A 16,410-nucleotide genomic window follows, 5' to 3' on the forward strand; every position below is an offset into this window, starting at 1 on the left:
GGGACTCTAGCACGAGGTATCCGACGAGGAAGGCGGTCTCAAGTTGGCCAGGGTAGACGAGTTGGTGCGCCTGCTGGTAGAGCGGGAGGGCAGCGACCTGCACCTGAAGGTGGGGTCGCCGCCCGCGATGCGGGTGAAGGGCAGCATGCAACGCTCCGAGCACGAGCCGCTCACCCCCCGGGACACGGAGGAGATACTGGGGGAGATCCTGCCGCAGAAGCTCTCCGAGGAGTTCGCCTCCCAGGGCGAGGCCGACTTCTCCTACGCGGTCGAAGGCGTGGGCCGTCTGCGGGTAAACGCCTTCCGCCAGCGGGGCTCGATCTCCATAGTCATGCGGCACATACCGTTCGGGGTGCCGAAGTTCGAGGACCTCGGGCTTCCGGAAGCAATCCGCAGGCTCGCCGCCCAGGAGCGCGGCATCGTGCTCGTGACCGGCACCACCGGCAGCGGCAAGTCCACGACGCTGGCGTCCATGATCGACCTCATAAACCGCTCCTCCAGCAAGCACATCGTGACCATAGAGGACCCGATAGAGTTCCTGCACCGGGACCGGGAGAGCCTCATAAACCAGCGCGAGGTCGGGGCGGACACGGACTCCTTCGCCCGGGCCCTGCGGCGCGTGCTGCGCCAGGACCCGGACATAATCCTCATCGGCGAGATCCGGGACGCGGAGAGCGCCCAGATCGCGCTCTCCGCCGCCGAGACGGGGCATCTCGTCCTCTCGACGCTGCACACGGTGGACGCCACCGAGACGGTAAACCGCATCATAGACCTCTTCCCGCCGCACGAACGCGGTCAGGTGCGGACCATGCTCGCCGGGACGCTGAAGGGAATCGTCGGCCAGAGGCTGTTGCGTACCGCCGACGGCGCGGGTCGGGCCGCCGCCTGCGAGGTGCTCGTCGCCACGAACCGCATCCGGGACTTTATCCTGGATCCGGAGCAGACGGGCCAGATCCACGAGGCCATCGCCGAGGGCGAGTACTACGGGATGCAGACCTACGACCAGGCGCTCCTGAAGCTCGTCGAGGAAGGGACCATAGACTACGCCGAGGCGCTGGGCGTCGCCAGCCAGCCCCAGAACTTCAAGCTCATGGCGCAGTCTCTCGGGGTCGGGGCACCGCGCTAGCATCGCTAAGTACCGCTAGCTAGCATCGCTAAGTACCGCTAATATCTCCCGAAGAGCTCCGGGCGTAGTGTGGCGGGAGCGGATGGGGCTCGAGGACCGGAGGCGCGGAGCCCCGCCAGATTCTATACTCCGGGCATGGACGAGACGCGGGGCACGCGGGTGATCTGCTTTCTGTCGGACTTCGGGCTCGGCGACGACTACGTCGGGGTGTGCAAGGGGGTGATCTCCTCGCTCCTGCCCTCCGCGAACGTCGTGGATCTGGCCCACGAGCTGCCGGGCTTCGGCCTGGAATACGGCTCCGAGGTCCTCGAACACGCGACCCGCTACATGCCCGCCGACGCCGTGTACCTCGCCGTCATAGACCCCGGCGTCGGCACCACGCGCCGGGCCCTGGCGCTCCGAACCTCCGGCGGAGCTAGCCTCGTCGGGCCGGACAACGGCCTACTAGTACCGGCGGCCGAGACCCTCGGCGGCGTCGAGGAGGCGGTCTCGCTGACCGACGACCGCTATCACGTGCATCCGGTTTCTAGCACCTTCCACGGCAGGGACGTCTTCGCCCCCGTGGCCGCGAGGATCGCCTCCGGCGTGCCGGTGGCAGACCTCGGCGAGGGCGTGGACCCTGACACGCTGGTCCGGCTAGAGCTCCCCGAGGCAGGGACCATTGTCCCGGGCGGTGTCCAGACCAGGGTGCTCGCCGTGGACCGCTACGGTAACGTCAGGCTCTCCGCCTCCCAGGATACGCCGGGCTTCGAGTTCGGCTGTCTGCTCAAGGTAGACACCCCGGAGGGCGCCCTGAAGTGCCGCTACGCTGAGACCTTCGGGGGCTCTGCGTTCGGGGATCTGCTCGTCGTGCCCGACTCCCACCGGCGCCTGAGCATCTCCATAAACCAGGGGAACGCGGCCAAGGCCCTCGGCCTGAAGGTCGGACACCGGGTAAGGTTAACGCTGCTCGAAACCGGAGCCCCGGATGAGCCAGGAGAATAACCAGCATACCCCCGGCTGGGCCGGGCTCTCCCGGGAAGAGCAGCGGCGGGTCGCCCTGGCCTCTGCCCGGCGGCCGATGCACCTGCTGATCCTGCTCGTAGGTCTCGTGATGTTCCTGACCACTCTGGCCTTCTGGGTACCGCCGCTGACCCTGGCCACGTACGGGGCCGCGGTCTTTTTCTCCGCCCGCGACCCTTTCTTCCAGAGGCGCATGCTTGAAGGCCGCCAGCGCCCGGGGCTCCCGGAAGCGGAGCAGGAAGCGAAGGAGCCCTCGCCCGACCGCCGCGCCCGCTGGCTCCCGCGCGGACAGACCCGGGAGAAGGTCGAGGCGGCGCTCGAGGTGCGCCGCAAGACGATAGCCGCTATAGAGGAGTCCGACGAGGTAACGCGCGAGGTACTTTCCGGCGCCGTCCCCAAGCTCGGGGAGCTGGGTAACGGGCTGGTGGATCTGGCCCACCGCCGCGAAAAAGCGGGATCGGAAGTCCTGGAGCTCCAGAAGCTCCGGGAGCCAGAATCGGGAAACCAGACCGGAGGCCGGGGCGTCCAGGAGGAGATACAGAGACTCCAGCAGGAGGCCGAGCGCATGGACCGGGAGCTCTCGGACATGGTCGAGCGGCTACTCACCCTCCGCTCCCGGGTGGTCCGGGTATCCCTGGAGAGCGGCGAGCCCGCCCGGGAGGCCGCCGGGTCCCTGATCAGGAACCTGGACGACCTGAACCGCCGCGTCGAGGCTCTCGGCGAGACCACTGAACCGCCGTCCGGCTAATGCAAGGAGCATAGCGCAACGTAAGGCAGGATGAAGCAACGCGGTATAACCCGCCCGGAAGGGATACCGTAGGGGCTCGGATCTGCCCTGTTACGAGCCCCGGGCACATAAGCTCACGAGCTGGCGTAGGACTGGCTACCCCGTGACAGACCTACCCGGAGGATCAGGCCGAGCTGGCCCGCCATCCACCACCGCCGTTTTCCCTATCCCCCGCAATTGGCTCCTGGCGCTCCTGGGGTCGGGTGTCGTCGAGAGGGTTCTGCTCCCCGGATGGAACCTCCCGGCTCTCGTGACTCTCGTGACTTTCTTGATCTTCCCGGCCCTCTTCGGCCCCTCGATCCTCACGGCTCTTATGAGAATCACGCACCTCGAACTCCTGGCGCGAATCGGCCACGGATTGCATGGACTCCCCGAACCAGCGTTCCACCTGCGCCATGACCTGCTCCCTGTAGGCTTCGGAGCCCCGGCAGACCTCCTCCGAGTATTTCTCCGCGCTATCCAGGTTCTCGTCCGCCCGGCGCTGTGCCCTACGGTACGTCTCCGAGTCGGCGACCATCTCCTGGGCGCGCTGGCGGGCGTTCTGCACTATCCTCTCGGCCTCTTCCCGGCCGGAGTCTACTATTGACTCGTGCTCCCGGTGGATGGCCTTGGCCTCTTCTAGCTCTCCCGGCAGGGAGTCCCGCAACTCCTTCACCAGCACGAGCACGTCCGAGCGGTCCACCATTGCCCGGGCCCGGTTCATGGGTACATTGGAAGCATCCTGGACCAGCGACTCGAGCTCATCCAGGACGCCGGTTATGTATTCGAGATCCGCCCTCATGCCTTGGAACCCTAGCACGGCGACCATCGCCTCGCTAGCTCGAAAGGAGCATTTCAGCCGGCCGATTTCTAACCCTGAAGCTCAGGATCATGCGTCCCGGTGCTGGCGGCGGGCCTAGCCCCGGCTCGCGTACAGGGCGACGGCCACGGCTATCAGGGGGCCGAGGACCACCCCGAGCCCGAACACCCCGGCGAGCAGCGCTGGCAGTACCCAGGGCGCGAAGGCTATCAGCACGGCGGCGGCCGAGATGGTCATTGCTATGGGCCCGCCGTTGTAGCCTCCGGCGCGGTAGATCACGGTCCCCGCCCCGTAGCCCGCGAGGCCGGAGAGTATGATGCTGCCGAAGCCTATCTGGAGAATGATGTACGCCACCAGGGTACCCGCCAGCGCAACCCCGACCCCGGCGCCCACGGCCCGGAGTATCTGGCTCGACTTCATGACCCCGGCCCGGGCCCCGCGCGGCAGGCGGGCGTCGTCCGGGCACTTTATGCCCACGTCGGTCTGGCGCATGCACTCGGTGCAGATCGGACGCCCGCAGGTGGCGCAGGTGAGGCGGGTCTCGCGGTCCGGGTGGCGGTAGCAGTGCTTTGGCGCGGCCACTACAGTCCCTTTCGCAGCCCGCGGCGGGGTGGTGCGAACTGCTCTACCTCTCCACGCGGTAGCACGACGAGCTCGCGTTTGTAGCTGCGGTGTACCTCGCTCAGACTGTGCTCGTGCTCGACGTGGGCGCGGTCCAGCTCGCGGTAGAGCTTCCGGTTCTCGTACTCGAGCTTCTCTATGCGGCGTTCCATGTCGAAGACCTTCTTCACCCCGGCGAGGTTCATCCCCGTCTCGCGGGTGAGCCTCTGTATGTACTGGCCGCGCTCCACGTCCTCCTCGGAGTAGAGGCGGGTGTTCTTTATGCTCTTACGCGGACAGAGTATGCCCTTCTGCTCGTACATCCGCAGTGTCTGCGGATGCACCCCGATCAACTCCGCGGCCACGCCGATCATGTACACGGGCCGTCTGCGCACCTTCGCGCCCACTTCTAGCCTCCTAGGCCCCGGCCTCGCGAGCCTCGCGGAAGAGCCGCTCGCGCACGTCCTCGTCGCGCTCGTCCGCCAGGGCCTCCAGTATCTCCTTCTCCCGCTTGGTGAGCTTCTCCGGCACCACGAGCCGGATCTTCACCATCAGGTCTCCGCGCTCGCCGCGAGCCTTGGCGCGCGGCGCGCCGGCCCCGCGCACCCTCATCTGCTTGCCGTCCTGGGTGCCGGCGGCCAGCCTGAGCTTCACCGTGCCGCCCTCTGGACGGGGCACCGCTATCTCGGAGCCGAGCGCAGCCTCCACGAAGCTGACCGGCACCTCGGCCACGAAGTCGTCCCCCTGGCGCTTGAAGACGGGATGCTCCTCGACGCGGGTGACCACGTACAGGTCTCCCGCCGGTCCTCCTCTGGTCCCAGAGCCTCCGCGGCCCGGTACCCGGATCTTCATCCCGTCCCTCGCCCCAGCCGGTATCTTTACCGTAACCTGCCGCACGCGCCTCACGCGGCCTCGGCCGCTACAGGCCGGACACGGCTTCTCGACCACCGTGCCCTTGCCGCCGCACCGCGAGCAGGTCCCGGAGAGCGCGAAAAAGCCCTGGTCCCGGTTCTTCATACCCGAGCCTCCGCAATCGGGACAGGTGCGCGGCGCGGTCCCCGGCGCGGCCCCGGTCCCCCGGCAGTCGCCGCAGGACTCTTCGGCCGGCGCGTTTACCCGGGTCGTGATCCCCTGAAAGGCATCTTTGAACCTCAGGTTCACCGTTACCGTTACGTCGTCACCCTTCGTGGAGGCGCTCCGGCGCTGTTGCTGGGTCCCACTGCGGCCGCCGAAGATGTCCCCGAAGCCGCCGAAGAGATCCGAGAGGTCCGAGAAGGAGGCTTCGCCGGCTCCACCAGCCCCGCCGCCGGGCTGTCTGCCACCCTGGCCGGCCCCGCCGCCGAAGTATTCGCGAGGGCCGCGGTCGTACTCGCGGCGTTTTTCGGGGTTGGAGAGTATCTCGTACGCCTGCTGGACCTCTTTGAAGCGGGTTTCGGCATCCGGGTCTTCCGGGTTCGCGTCCGGGTGATACTTGCGGGCGAGCTTGCGGTAGGCGCGCCGGATGTCGTCCTGGGAGGCGCTCTTCTCTACGCCGAGAACCTTGTAGAGGTCTTTGGTGTCCACTCTGAGCGGCCCTAGCCCTGCCTGGCGACCACGACCTTGGCGGGCCGTATGGACTTGCCGTTAAGCACATAGCCGCGCTCGAAGGTCTGGATCACGGTTCCATCCTCGTGCTCTTCGGAGGGCTGACCCATAACTGCCTCGTGCACGTTGGGATCGAAGTGTTCCCCGTCGCTGGAGACCGGAGACAGGCCCTCTTCTCCCAAGATGCTCACGAGCTGGTCCCGGGTGGAGCTCACGCCGCCCCGGATGTCGCCCTCGGCCTGTAGCGCCCGGTCCAGATTGTCCACCACCGGCAGGAGCTCCTTTACGAGCTTCTCGGAGGCGGTTTCCAGTATCCGTTCCCGCTCGCGCTCCTGACGCTTGCGCGAGTTCTCGAACTCGGCCCTCAGACGCTTCAGGCTGTCCAGGGTCTCGTCGCGCTCGGCGCGCAAGGCTTCGAGCTCCTCGGTAAGGGCCGCTACCTGCCCGGCTTCCGCCATCTCGGGCTCCTCGGGCTCTCCGGTATCGGCAGCCTCTTCGAAGACCACCTCGCCTTCTACCGCCTCTTCGGGATCGGGGCCGGAGCCGGGCGCGTCCTCGCCCTCTTGCACGGACTCCTCCCGGGGCGTCTCCTCGGGATGCTCCTGATTGTCTCGGTTGTTTTCCTCGCTACTCAAATTTCGTAAGCCTCCTCTCGGCCAGAATCGCCCACCGGGACGCGGAGCGGGACCGGGCACGGAGTCCGGTCCCGCCACTCCGGCGTGCTCTACCGGCGATCCTCCTGACCGTCCTGCTGATCACCGCGCTGGTCGTCATCGTCGACGACCTCGGCGTCCTCCACGAAGTCCTCGTCGGACTCCCCGGCGTCGGAGGCCTGCTGCTCCTGCTGCGCGTTCTGGTAGAGGGCCTCGGAGAGCTTGTGGGAGGCCGTCTGCAGCGCCTCCTGCTTCTCCTTTATCTGCTCGATATCCTCGCCCTGGAGGGCCTCCTTGGCCTCCTTGAGGGCCTCGTCGATCTCGTTCTTGGTCGCGACGTCCACCTGGCCGTCGGCCTCGCTGCGTGAACGCTCCACGGAGTAGACGAGGTTGTCCGCGTTGTTCCGGACCTCGGCCTCCTCACGCTTGCGGCTGTCCTCCTCGGCGTGGGACTCGGCGTCCTTGACCATCTGCTCGATGTCGGAGTCGTTCAGGCCGCTGGAGGCCGTGATCGTGATCTTCTGCTCCTTGCCAGTGCCGAGGTCCTTGGCGCCTACGTTCACGATGCCGTTGGCGTCGATGTCGAAGGAGACCTCGATCTGGGGCACGCCGCGCTGTGCCGGCGGGATGCCCACGAGCTGGAAGTTGCCTATGAGCTTGTTGTACGCCGCCATCTCGCGCTCGCCCTGGTAGACCTTGATCTCGACCGAGGACTGGTTGTCGTCCGCGGTCGTAAAGGTCTCACTCTTACGTGTAGGTATAGTCGTGTTGCGCTCGATGAGCTTGGTCATCACGCCACCCTTGGTCTCGATGCCGAGGGAGAGCGGGGTAACGTCGAGGAGCAGCACGTCCTTGACGTCGCCAGAGAGCACACCAGCCTGGATCGCGGCGCCGATTGCGACTACCTCATCCGGGTTGATGCCCTTGTGCGGGTCCTTGCCCGTGATCTCCTTGACCTTCTCCTGAACCGCCGGTATCCGGGTCGAGCCGCCGACCAGTATCACCTGGTCAACCTGACCCTTGTCCAGACCGGCGTCCTTCATGGCCTGCCGCACCGGACCCGCCGTGCCCTCGACAAGGTCGGCCGTGAGGCGATTGAACTCGCTGCGGCTAAGCGTGAGGTCGAGGTGCTTGGGGCCGTTCTGGTCGGCGGTGATGAACGGCAGGTTGATGTTGGTCGAGGTGGTCGAGGAGAGCTCGCGCTTGGCCTTCTCGGCGGCCTCGACGAGGCGCTGGGTGGCCATCTTGTCCTGCGAGAGGTCTATGCCCTCGGCCTTCTTGAACTCGCTCGTGAGCCACTCGACGATCTTGTTGTCGAAGTCGTCGCCGCCGAGGTGGTTGTTGCCGCTGGTGGCCTTGACCTCGAACACGCCTTCGCCGAGCTCTAGCGCGGACACGTCGAACGTGCCGCCGCCGAGGTCGAAGACGAGTATGGTCTGGTCGTTCTCCTTGTCGAGCCCGTATGCCAGGGACGCGGCGGTCGGCTCGTTGATGATGCGCTTCACGTCCAGCCCGGCGATGCGGCCCGCATCCTTGGTGGCCTGGCGCTGGGCGTCCTCGAAGTACGCCGGAACGGTGATGACCGCCTCGGTCACCTCATCGCCCAGGTAATCCTCGGCGTCGCGCTTGATCTTCTGCAGGAGCATGGCCGAGATCTCCTGCGGCGAGTAGTCCTTGTCTTCTACGTCTACCTTGACCTCACCGTCAGAGCCCTTGCTGAGGTTGTAACCAACCTTCTTGGCGTCGTCCGAGACGCCGTTGTAGCTCATGCCCATGAAACGCTTGATGGAGTAGATCGTGCCTTCCGGGTTGGTCACGGCCTGCCGCCGAGCCAGCTGTCCCACGAGCCGGTCTCCGCTTTTCTTGTCGAAAGCGATGACCGACGGCGTCGTGCGCTCGCCCTCGGAGTTGGATATAACGGTCGGGTCTCCGCCCTCAAGAACCGCGACACAACTGTTGGTCGTGCCCAGGTCTATCCCAATGCTCTTGCCCATGCGCCTGCCTCCTTCGTTTTGAAATTTCTAACCTGAGAGCAGTATAAAATCTTAGTGTAGGTGCTTCAAGGTTTCTAAAGTCACGACACTAGTATAATGTTTGTAATGCCTGGTTAGGTTCAAGAAAGTTCGAGGGAGACGCGCCGGACCACGGGGCTTTTCGGAGTTTATCTAGTAGCGGGGGTGAGCGAGCGTTGGAAGAGACTATTCTGGTCGTGGACGACGACGCGGCTCTTCTAGAGGTCATGTCGATCATGATGCTCTCCGAGGGGTACCGGGTGCTGACGGCGGAGAACGGGGCGGAGGCCCTGAAGATCAGCGAGCAGGAGAATTTGAACCTCGTCGTGCTCGACATCATGCTCCCGCAGATGAGCGGCTTCGACGTGCTTAAAAAGCTCCGGGAGCAGACGGACGTGCCGGTGGTGATGCTGACCGCCAAGAGCCAGTCGGTGGACAAGGTGGTCGGCCTGGAGCTAGGCGCGGACGACTACATAACCAAGCCCTTCGACACCAAGGAGCTCCTCGCCAGGATCAAGGCCATCCTGCGGCGCTTCGGGCGGCAGGACGGCGGCCCCGTCCACGGCGACAACGTCATGAGGCTCGGGCCGGTGGAGCTCGACCCCGAGGCCTACACCGTTACCAGGGACGGCGATCCTCTGGAGCTGACGCCGACGGAGTTCAAGATCCTGGCGATGCTCATGCGGCGTCCGGGGCAGGCGTTCTCGCGCAGCCAGATCTCCGAGGCCGTCTCGACCGGATCGCACTACCTCGCCAGCCGTTACATCGACGTGCACATCTCCCGGTTGCGGGGCAAAGTCGAGACCGACCATCGCCACCCCCAGCTCATACAGACCGTCCCGAGCATCGGGTACCGGGCCTCCAAGAGCGCGGCGGAAGCCGTAGGCTAGGCGGGTTAGGAGGCTGCGGCGGAGATGAAGGAGAGGGGACTCCGGAGGCTACTGCCGCCGCTCTCGTTCAGGGCCCGCACCTTCGTGGCGCTCGTCGGGATATCCGCGTTCACGAGTCTCGCTATCGGGCTGGTGCTCTTCTACTTCGCCGGTAACCAGCTCGCCACCGCCGAGGAGGGGCTCATGGAGCAGCGTTCCCGCACCGCTCACGACGGGGCCGAGGACTTCCTCTCGGGGCTCAGAAACCCCGAGGACGATACCTTCCCGGCCCCGGAGGCCTACGCTGAGGAACTGGTGCGCTCCATAGACCGCACCGGCCTGAGCGCGCTGTATCTGAGCCCCGAAGGAGAGCCCCTGGCCGCCCGTAACGGCGAGGAAAGCTCCCTGGAGCCCGAGACCGCCTACGACCGCCTCGGGCTCAACGAGAAGACGATACAGAACGCGGTCCAAAGAGGCGAGAGCGGCGAGACCGGCGGCCGGCTCATAGCCCGGGAGGACTGGCCCCGGTACATAGCGGTGTGGCCCCTGACGAGCTCAGACGGCTCCGTGCGCGGCGTGATGGTCTACGCCGACCCACAGGCAGGCTTCGACGAGGCGCTGACCTTCCTGCGGTACGGGATACTCGGAGCTATAGGCGCGAGCGTGCTACTGGCCGGGCTCGCGAGCCTGGTGCTGGCGCGCCAGATCACGCGCCCGCTATCCGAGACACGGGACGCGGTGATCCGGGTCGCGTCAGGGGACTACCGGGCGGTCCCGGTGGACAACCGCGACGAGCTCGGCGAGCTCGTCAGCGCCTTCAACTACATGGCCGCCGAGATAGAGCACTACATAAGCGAGATCCAGGAGCAGAAATCCCGTCTGGAGGCGGTGCTGGAAGCCTCTCCGGAGGCGGTCATCGCCGTGGACCCCGATGAGCGCATCACCATGTCGAACCCGGCGGCCGCCCGGATGCTCGGAGTGCGCATGTCCGACGTCGGCCGCCGCATCGAGGAGCTCGGCGTGCCGGAGGAGGTTCTCAAGTGCCTGCGCGAAGCCTCCTCCACCGGGGCGGCGGTCCGGGAGCTCGAGGCCGGCGAAAAGGTCTTCTGGGCCTACGCCGCCCAGATGAGCCCCGAGGCCGACGGCGTCGAGTTCCCTGGGCAGGACGGCCGCCGGGGAGATCAAGCATCCCCTCGTCCGGAGACGGACGGCCTCTCCCCCGCCTCCCGCGAGGCCAACGGTCACGGCTCCGAGCCGCCGGAGCACCCGGACGGCCAGGGCGGAGAACCGGACAGCCTGGAACCGGCGGAACCCGGGCGCGGCCGGGCCGGCACGATCCTGGCGGTCCGGGACATCACCGAGCATCGCTCGCTCGAAAGGGCAAAAACCGCCTTCGTCTCGGACGTCTCGCACGAGCTGAGGACGCCGCTAACCACGATCCAGAGCGCAGTAGACCTAATGGGCCGGGGGCGGGAGAAGCTGGACCCGATAGAGCACCGGGCCCTGGAGCTCGCGGAGGGAGAGCTCGGCAGGGTCCGGGGGATGGTCGAGGAGCTGTTGACGCTGGCGCAGATGGACTCCTGGCAGTACGCGCTGGAGATGAAGCCAAACGACATAGACGAGGTGGTGAAGAGCGCGGTAGACAGCGTAGAGTCCAAGGCGGGCAGGTTCGGCATAGAGCTCCACTTCAGCGGACACGGCGACGCCCCGGACGAGGCGGATGAGGCGGATGAGGCGGATGAGGTAAATGGCACAGGCTCCGCAGAGCCCGGAGAACACTACTGCGTCTGCGACGCGGGAAAGCTGTATCAGGTCTTCCTGAACCTGCTGGACAACGCAATAAAGTACTCCGACCCCGGGGCCCAGGTCTATGTCTCTCTCGAAGAGGAGGGCTCGTCGGTGCTGGTGAGGATCCGGGACACCGGAGTCGGCATCCCCGAGGAGGACCTGCCGCAGCTCTTCGAGAGGTTCTACCGGGTGGACAAGGCCCGCTCCCGCGCCACCGGCGGCAGCGGACTCGGCCTCTCCATCACCAGAGAGCTCGTGGAGCTCCACGGCGGCGAAGTCTCCGTGCACAGCGAGGTGGGCGTAGGCTCGACCTTTGAGGTCCGGCTGCCAAAGGCCCCCCTCTCGCGCTCTGCGAACTACGCGATCTAACCTTGCCCTCCTCCTCTCCCCCCTCCGTTCACGCCTGCCGGTCCAGATGCCAGACGCGGCGCGCACGCCGTGGGGCGGCTCTGCTCGGGCTACTGCTGGCTATGACACTCTTTGGGCTCTTCGGCCTTTCCGGATGCGGCCCGGAGCGCGAGGTCTCCCGCATAGAATCCTCTCCGGCGTCCCGGGAGGTGAACAACCCGGAGCTCGGCTCGCCGGCGGTGGACCCTCTGAGCTTCGGCCCCGGGGATAAGGACTCTCCGACCTGGAGCCCGTCCGGCGGGCGGGTTGCGTTCGTCGTGGACGGCTACGTCTCGGACAAGAGCCTGTCCGCGGAGGGCTCCACACGCCGCACGGTGCGGGGTCTCGGGGCTGAGCGTGTAACGTGGTCCGTATCCGGTGAGCGGTTGGTGATCCTCGGGGAGAGCAAGGACCCGGGCTCCGAGGGTGGAGCCCACCCCCACCCGCTCTACGTCACCCGGGGCGACGAAGGGCAGCTCAAGATCGAGAGCCTTACCGAAGACGCCCTGGCGATGAGCGCCCCCTCGGGCGATGGGCCGCTGGTGGCCGCCCTGGAGTCCGGCCCGGAGGAGAGCCGCATCTCGGCCGTGGATGTGGGCTCGGGAGAGATCGAAGCCTATCCGGGGAGCATAGAGGGCGGCGTGGCGGAGATATCCGTGGCGCCCGGTGGCGGTCGGGTGCTCGCGACGGTGATCTCCGCCGACGGCTCCGGCTCCCGGCGGTACGAGATCCACACCTTCGACCTGGAGACCGGCGACAGCCGGCGCGTGGCGCGGCTGCCCGAGGATCAGGAGATATTCGGGGCCCCCCAGCAGACCTCGGACGGCATCTATTACGTGGCGGGGGCGAGGAATACCGAGGACGGCGCTCAGGAGGACATACAGTACACCCTGTACCGTCTGCCCGAAGGCTCGAGCTCCCCGGAGCCGGCCTCCGGCGTCGGCCAGGACTTTATCGCCTCCAGCATCAAGGTATCTCCAGACGGCGGCCGGCTGGCACTACTGGGCCGCCGGGAGTCGGGCTCGGCGACGAACCTCTACGTTCTCGACCTCTCGGACGGGAACCTGTACTCGGCCACTAGCAATGAGGACATGGAGATCAAGACCGGCACGGACAGCCTCGACTGGCACCCCGACGGCGGGAGCGTCGCAGTAGTCGCCCGGAGCGACGTCTCCGAGCCGGAGGTCTACAGTGGCTCGGCGGCCGCCCTGCTGGCCCCCTTCTACAACGTATACGAGGTACCGGTGGACGACCTCCGGGAGCCGGAATGAGGGGCACGCTTTTCTGGATAACGAGCACCGTGCTCGCCTTCGCCGTTACGGCCGCCGTGTTCCTCATGTTGGCGGAGGTTGGCACGTCCCCGCCGGAACGCAGCCTCAGCGCCGACGCCGGACGAGAAGGCGGCGACCGGCAGTCGCTCGGCCTGGATCTCCGTCAAGAGACGCTACAGGGCCTCGAAGAGGCGGAGGATCAGGAGCTTGGCATGAGCCTCTCGAACGGCAGCGACCGCCCCCTGACGAACATAAACGTGTACCTGATCCTCTCTTCCGAGGACACCGCCGAGCAGAACGCCCGCTACTACGAGGCCTCGATATCCGAGCTCGCGGCCAACGAATCCAAGCGGGTCACGTTCGATTTGGACCTCTCCTCACCCGACGCTTCTGAATCCGGCGGCGGGGAGAGCGGCTCACGGGAGCAGGACTCCTTCACCATCCTGGAAGCGCGGGCCGCCTCTTCCCAGGGGGCCTCGACGGTCAAGACCGCCGTGCTCTCCTTCTGATCCGGCCTGCCCCGGAACGGCACACTGGCAGCAGAGCTATACCGGGGTCGGGGTCCGTTCTGACGGATGCTTCGGGTACCTATTGCGCGGTGTCCGGGGTGCCGTACTGGAGCGGCTGAAGCCGTCCCCGTAGCCTCTGTACATACCGGGCGCGGGGGCGCGGCCGAAGGAGGGTATCCTGACACGCCCGATCAAACCCCGCGCAAGCTCAGCCACCTCGACGGTGTTGGCGAGCTCTACCCGGGTCAGGGTGTAGCGCAGGCCCCACCGCCGCCCGCTCTCGACTGGCTCCCAGCCGCTCTCCATCAGGTGCCGCGTCGCCAGGTGATACGGCGCCAGCCCGGCGTCGCTGCCTATGGCCTCCACGACCCCGACTCCCCGGAGCCGCATCTCCCGCAGGACGCGCACGAGCAGATGCCTCCGGGTGCGGGGGCCGCCGCCGGCATAGGCCAGGAGCACGGACTCCCGGCTCGCGGGCGAGACGGGGAGGCTCAACGACCGGGGCAGGTGCTCGACCGGGGCGAAAAGGGCGTATCCCAGAACCTCCGGCCCCCGCCGCATCACGAGCCCCGGCGGGCCCCAGTGCCTCTCCACCTCCCGGAACCACTCCTCGGCCCGGAGCTCCTCTCCCGCCCAGTAGGCGACCGCGCCGGAGAGGCCGGGGATCTCACCCGCCTCCGGGGCCGGGATCTCCGTCACCTCCGGCACGAGACTCCGCAGCCTTACGCGCAGGCCCTCTGGCAGCCGTTCCTGGAGTCGTTCCTGGAGCCGCTCATCCATCCCCGCTCCCCGGCCCCCGCCGGCGCAGCCTCTCGCGGGTCTGTCGTATCCTGAACTTCAAGTCCTCGGAATCTTCGCCGGAAGTCTCCGGCTCCTCGTCCGGCGGTACGGCCCTGAGATGAGCCGCAGGCTCGTCGGGGGCTCTTCCGGGAGCCTGTTCGGGGGCTACCCCGTCCGCCTCTGGCTGCTCGGGCTCTCCGAGATCCCCGAGATCCCCAAGGGAGACCTCGGCTTCGTCGTGAGGGCCGGACTCGCGCAGACCGGAGAGCCGCTCCCGGGCGCGCTCACGAGCCTCGAAGTAACCTTCCCGGCCCCGCTCCCGGGCCTCTCCGGCGCGGGAAGACATCGCGCCCCGCAGCTCGCGTCCGCTGCGGGGTGAGATCATTATCCCGGCGACGGTCCCCGCTATGCCGCCCAGGACGAAGGTCCCGAGCTTCTCTAACTTCTCGATCTTCTGCCTGTCCATTGCTGTACCTCCTGGCACTCGGAAGCTATTCTACCCCCTGCCGTGCCGCCGCGCGGCTCCGTGTAGCTCTGTGCAACTCCGTGCAGAGCCTCTACAGCGGACCCCGGGAGCCGGTCTCCCCCGGCCCGGTGTCCAGCAGCATCGAGGCGCCGTGGCCGTCGGCCCCGGCGGCGATCTTCGAGACGCGCTCGGTGACTATCTCGACCGCCGCGTCCGAAGCCGCCTCTATGGAGACGTTCTCCACCGCCCGCACCCCGCGCCCCCGGGCGGTCTCCAGTATGTAGTCGTGGATCTGGCGTATCTCCCGGAAGTGGCTTATGTACTCCTCGGCGGGGCGGCGCATGGAGGTCCCGAGAGCCCGGATGTGGAAACGGTCGCGGTGGACACCGCAGTCCGAGAGGTACACGATCAGAGGGCACACGTTCGGGTGATCCTTGTAACGTTCCATCAGGAGCTCGGGCGCGAGATGCACCCCCTCGACGACGAGGTTGGTCCCCTCCTCGAGCCCCCGGTCCACGATGGCCTCCACCCCGACCGACACCTGGCTCGCCTGGGCCCGGAAGCCGTAGAGCACCCTCTCGGACTCCTCTATCGGCACCCGGATGTCCTCTCTCTTGACGCCGTAGGAGCTCTTGTGGAGTATCGGCAGCAGCGCCGGGCTCACCGCACGCCGCAGCACCTCCCGGATGGCGTCGGTGCCGATCACGCTCTGGATGTTCAGGCGGCGGGCCACGTCGGCGGCGAGCGTGCTCGTACCCACCCCGGTCGCCCCGCCTATCAGCACGATCACCGGCTCCGTGGACTCCCTGAGTAGCCGCCAGCGGTCGAGGCGGGAGAGGATGAAGGCGTCCATGGTCTGGAGCTTGGCGCGCACCCGGGCGAGCACCTCTTCCTCGACGACCGTGTAGCGTTCCTCTGCGACGAGCTCGGCCCGCACCTCGCTCGCTATCCTGTGAGCAAGCTCCATCCTGGCCCCGGCCTGGGCCAGCGTCTGGGCCAGGATTCCCCGGGAAAACGGGGTCTCCCTGCCGCCCTTGACTACGGTGATCTCTCGCTCCTCCACAGCACCCTCCAAGACTCCCGGAAGCTCCGGGAACGCCGGCCGGGTCTTTAACGGGCCCGGCTCGGCTAGTCACCGAGTATTCGCAGGCCTCCATACTTCTTGGCCCGCCTGCGCCGGACCCGGTACAAGAAGAACAGGAAAAAGGCTACGAAGGCCAGCGGTACCAGCGGCACGAGTATCGCAACCACGCCCCCCACCAGGGCGACGGCGTCCTCCATAATGCTGATAAACCCGTCCGACACCCCGACGTTCCCCGACCCGACCGGGGGCCTGAGCACGGCTTTCAGCACGGACACCGCGGCGGCTATGACCCCGCCGGCCACGAGCTCCGGGATGGCCCCGGCCCACAGCGTGCTCTGCAGCGCCACGGCGAAGAGCAGCGCGCCGGACGCCAGCCTCACTGGCGTCATCACTCCGTCGAGCACCCGGTCGAGGGCGCCGAACTTGTCCAGCACGGCCTCGGCGACGGCCAGCCCGACGAGCACGCCGACAAAAGCCCACTCGGAGAGGAAACTTAGCGCATCCGGCAGCTCCAGCAGCCCGAGGCGCGCGGCGAGGGCCGCGAGCAGGAGCGGCACGAAGGCCCGTATCCCGGCGACCGAGGCCAGCCCTATACCCGTGCCAGCGGCGAGCACTATCTCCAGCGTATTCATGTCCGGCATTATACCCGCCAGCCGTAATCCCGGACACCCGGACCGGACGGTTCGGACCCCG

17 protein-coding genes are annotated in these 16,410 nt (G+C 67.1%); 7 read left to right on the forward strand and 10 right to left on the reverse strand.

Translation table 11 applies throughout. The annotated features are described in order from the left end of the window. Positions 1–43: 43 nt before the first annotated feature. From ABD53_RS08255 to ABD53_RS08265, 3 genes are all read left to right on the forward strand, one after another. Entirely contained in the window at positions 44–1,126 is a 1,083-nt protein-coding gene (locus tag ABD53_RS08255) for a type IV pilus twitching motility protein PilT (RefSeq protein ID WP_047865281.1), read from the forward strand. Positions 1,127–1,261: 135 nt separating this feature from the next. Next, complete coding sequence (locus ABD53_RS08260) at positions 1,262–2,110, forward strand: SAM hydrolase/SAM-dependent halogenase family protein (RefSeq protein ID WP_047865282.1); 849 nt, start codon at positions 1,262–1,264, stop codon at positions 2,108–2,110. Continuing rightward, positions 2,094–2,876: a hypothetical protein gene (locus ABD53_RS08265; RefSeq protein ID WP_047865283.1), complete on the forward strand. Its 783-nt coding sequence runs from the start codon at positions 2,094–2,096 to the stop codon at positions 2,874–2,876. The genes ABD53_RS08260 and ABD53_RS08265 overlap by 17 nt, the downstream gene beginning before the upstream one ends. 163 nt (positions 2,877–3,039) lie before the next feature. Here the strand turns inward: ABD53_RS08265 and ABD53_RS08270 are convergent, their stop codons facing one another. The 6 genes from ABD53_RS08270 to dnaK all read right to left on the reverse strand — a co-directional run bounded on the left by ABD53_RS08270 (position 3,040) and on the right by dnaK (position 8,545). Further along, on the reverse strand, positions 3,040–3,714 hold the full coding sequence (locus ABD53_RS08270; RefSeq protein ID WP_152670667.1) for an ATP synthase subunit B family protein: 675 nt from the start codon (positions 3,712–3,714) through the stop codon (positions 3,040–3,042). A gap of 96 nt (positions 3,715–3,810) precedes the next feature. Next, entirely contained in the window at positions 3,811–4,296 is a 486-nt protein-coding gene (locus ABD53_RS15890; RefSeq protein ID WP_053057834.1) for a B-box zinc finger protein, read from the reverse strand. Further along, positions 4,296–4,721 (reverse strand): MerR family transcriptional regulator, encoded by a 426-nt coding sequence (locus tag ABD53_RS08280; RefSeq protein WP_053057835.1) that lies wholly within the window; start codon positions 4,719–4,721, stop codon positions 4,296–4,298. The genes ABD53_RS15890 and ABD53_RS08280 overlap by 1 nt, the downstream gene beginning before the upstream one ends. A gap of 10 nt (positions 4,722–4,731) precedes the next feature. Continuing rightward, the gene (gene dnaJ, locus ABD53_RS08285; RefSeq protein ID WP_047865285.1) at positions 4,732–5,877 is read right to left on the reverse strand and encodes a molecular chaperone DnaJ; all 1,146 of its coding nucleotides are present in this window, start codon (positions 5,875–5,877) and stop codon (positions 4,732–4,734) included. A gap of 11 nt (positions 5,878–5,888) precedes the next feature. Next, positions 5,889–6,533 carry a nucleotide exchange factor GrpE gene (locus tag ABD53_RS08290; protein ID WP_047865286.1) on the reverse strand — a complete coding sequence of 215 codons (645 nt, stop codon included), beginning with the start codon at positions 6,531–6,533 and terminating at the stop codon, positions 5,889–5,891. A gap of 89 nt (positions 6,534–6,622) precedes the next feature. Then, positions 6,623–8,545, reverse strand: a complete 1,923-nt coding sequence (dnaK, locus tag ABD53_RS08295; RefSeq protein ID WP_047865287.1) for a molecular chaperone DnaK — start codon at positions 8,543–8,545, stop codon at positions 6,623–6,625. 194 nt (positions 8,546–8,739) lie between these two features. Here dnaK and ABD53_RS08300 point away from each other — a divergent pair, with 194 nt between their 5' ends. The 4 genes from ABD53_RS08300 (at position 8,740) to ABD53_RS08315 (ending at position 13,387) form a co-directional block, all read left to right on the forward strand. Continuing rightward, a complete protein-coding gene (locus ABD53_RS08300) occupies positions 8,740–9,453 on the forward strand; it encodes a response regulator transcription factor (protein WP_047865288.1) in 714 nt (237 codons plus the stop codon). Positions 9,454–9,477: 24 nt separating this feature from the next. Then, the gene (locus tag ABD53_RS15895) at positions 9,478–11,589 is read left to right on the forward strand and encodes a HAMP domain-containing histidine kinase (RefSeq protein WP_053057836.1); all 2,112 of its coding nucleotides are present in this window, start codon (positions 9,478–9,480) and stop codon (positions 11,587–11,589) included. A gap of 101 nt (positions 11,590–11,690) precedes the next feature. Further along, positions 11,691–12,878, forward strand: a complete 1,188-nt coding sequence (locus ABD53_RS08310) for a TolB-like translocation protein (protein ID WP_047865289.1) — start codon at positions 11,691–11,693, stop codon at positions 12,876–12,878. Next, positions 12,875–13,387, forward strand: a complete 513-nt coding sequence (locus ABD53_RS08315; RefSeq protein ID WP_047865290.1) for a hypothetical protein — start codon at positions 12,875–12,877, stop codon at positions 13,385–13,387. Before ABD53_RS08310 ends, ABD53_RS08315 begins: the two co-directional genes overlap by 4 nt. A gap of 36 nt (positions 13,388–13,423) precedes the next feature. Here the strand turns inward: ABD53_RS08315 and ABD53_RS08320 are convergent, their stop codons facing one another. From ABD53_RS08320 to ABD53_RS08335, 4 genes are all read right to left on the reverse strand, one after another. Next, a complete protein-coding gene (locus ABD53_RS08320; protein WP_047865291.1) occupies positions 13,424–14,167 on the reverse strand; it encodes a hypothetical protein in 744 nt (247 codons plus the stop codon). After that, on the reverse strand, positions 14,160–14,633 hold the full coding sequence (locus tag ABD53_RS08325; RefSeq protein WP_047865292.1) for a YtxH domain-containing protein: 474 nt from the start codon (positions 14,631–14,633) through the stop codon (positions 14,160–14,162). Before ABD53_RS08325 ends, ABD53_RS08320 begins: the two co-directional genes overlap by 8 nt. Before the next feature lie 91 nt (positions 14,634–14,724). Next, positions 14,725–15,696, reverse strand: a complete 972-nt coding sequence (locus ABD53_RS08330) for a 2-phosphoglycerate kinase (RefSeq protein WP_053057837.1) — start codon at positions 15,694–15,696, stop codon at positions 14,725–14,727. A gap of 65 nt (positions 15,697–15,761) precedes the next feature. After that, positions 15,762–16,358: a DUF4126 domain-containing protein gene (locus ABD53_RS08335; protein ID WP_047865293.1), complete on the reverse strand. Its 597-nt coding sequence runs from the start codon at positions 16,356–16,358 to the stop codon at positions 15,762–15,764. Positions 16,359–16,410 lie beyond the last annotated feature (52 nt).

The organism is Rubrobacter aplysinae (genome assembly GCF_001029505.1).
Lineage (GTDB): Bacteria > Actinomycetota > Rubrobacteria > Rubrobacterales > Rubrobacteraceae > Rubrobacter_A > Rubrobacter_A aplysinae.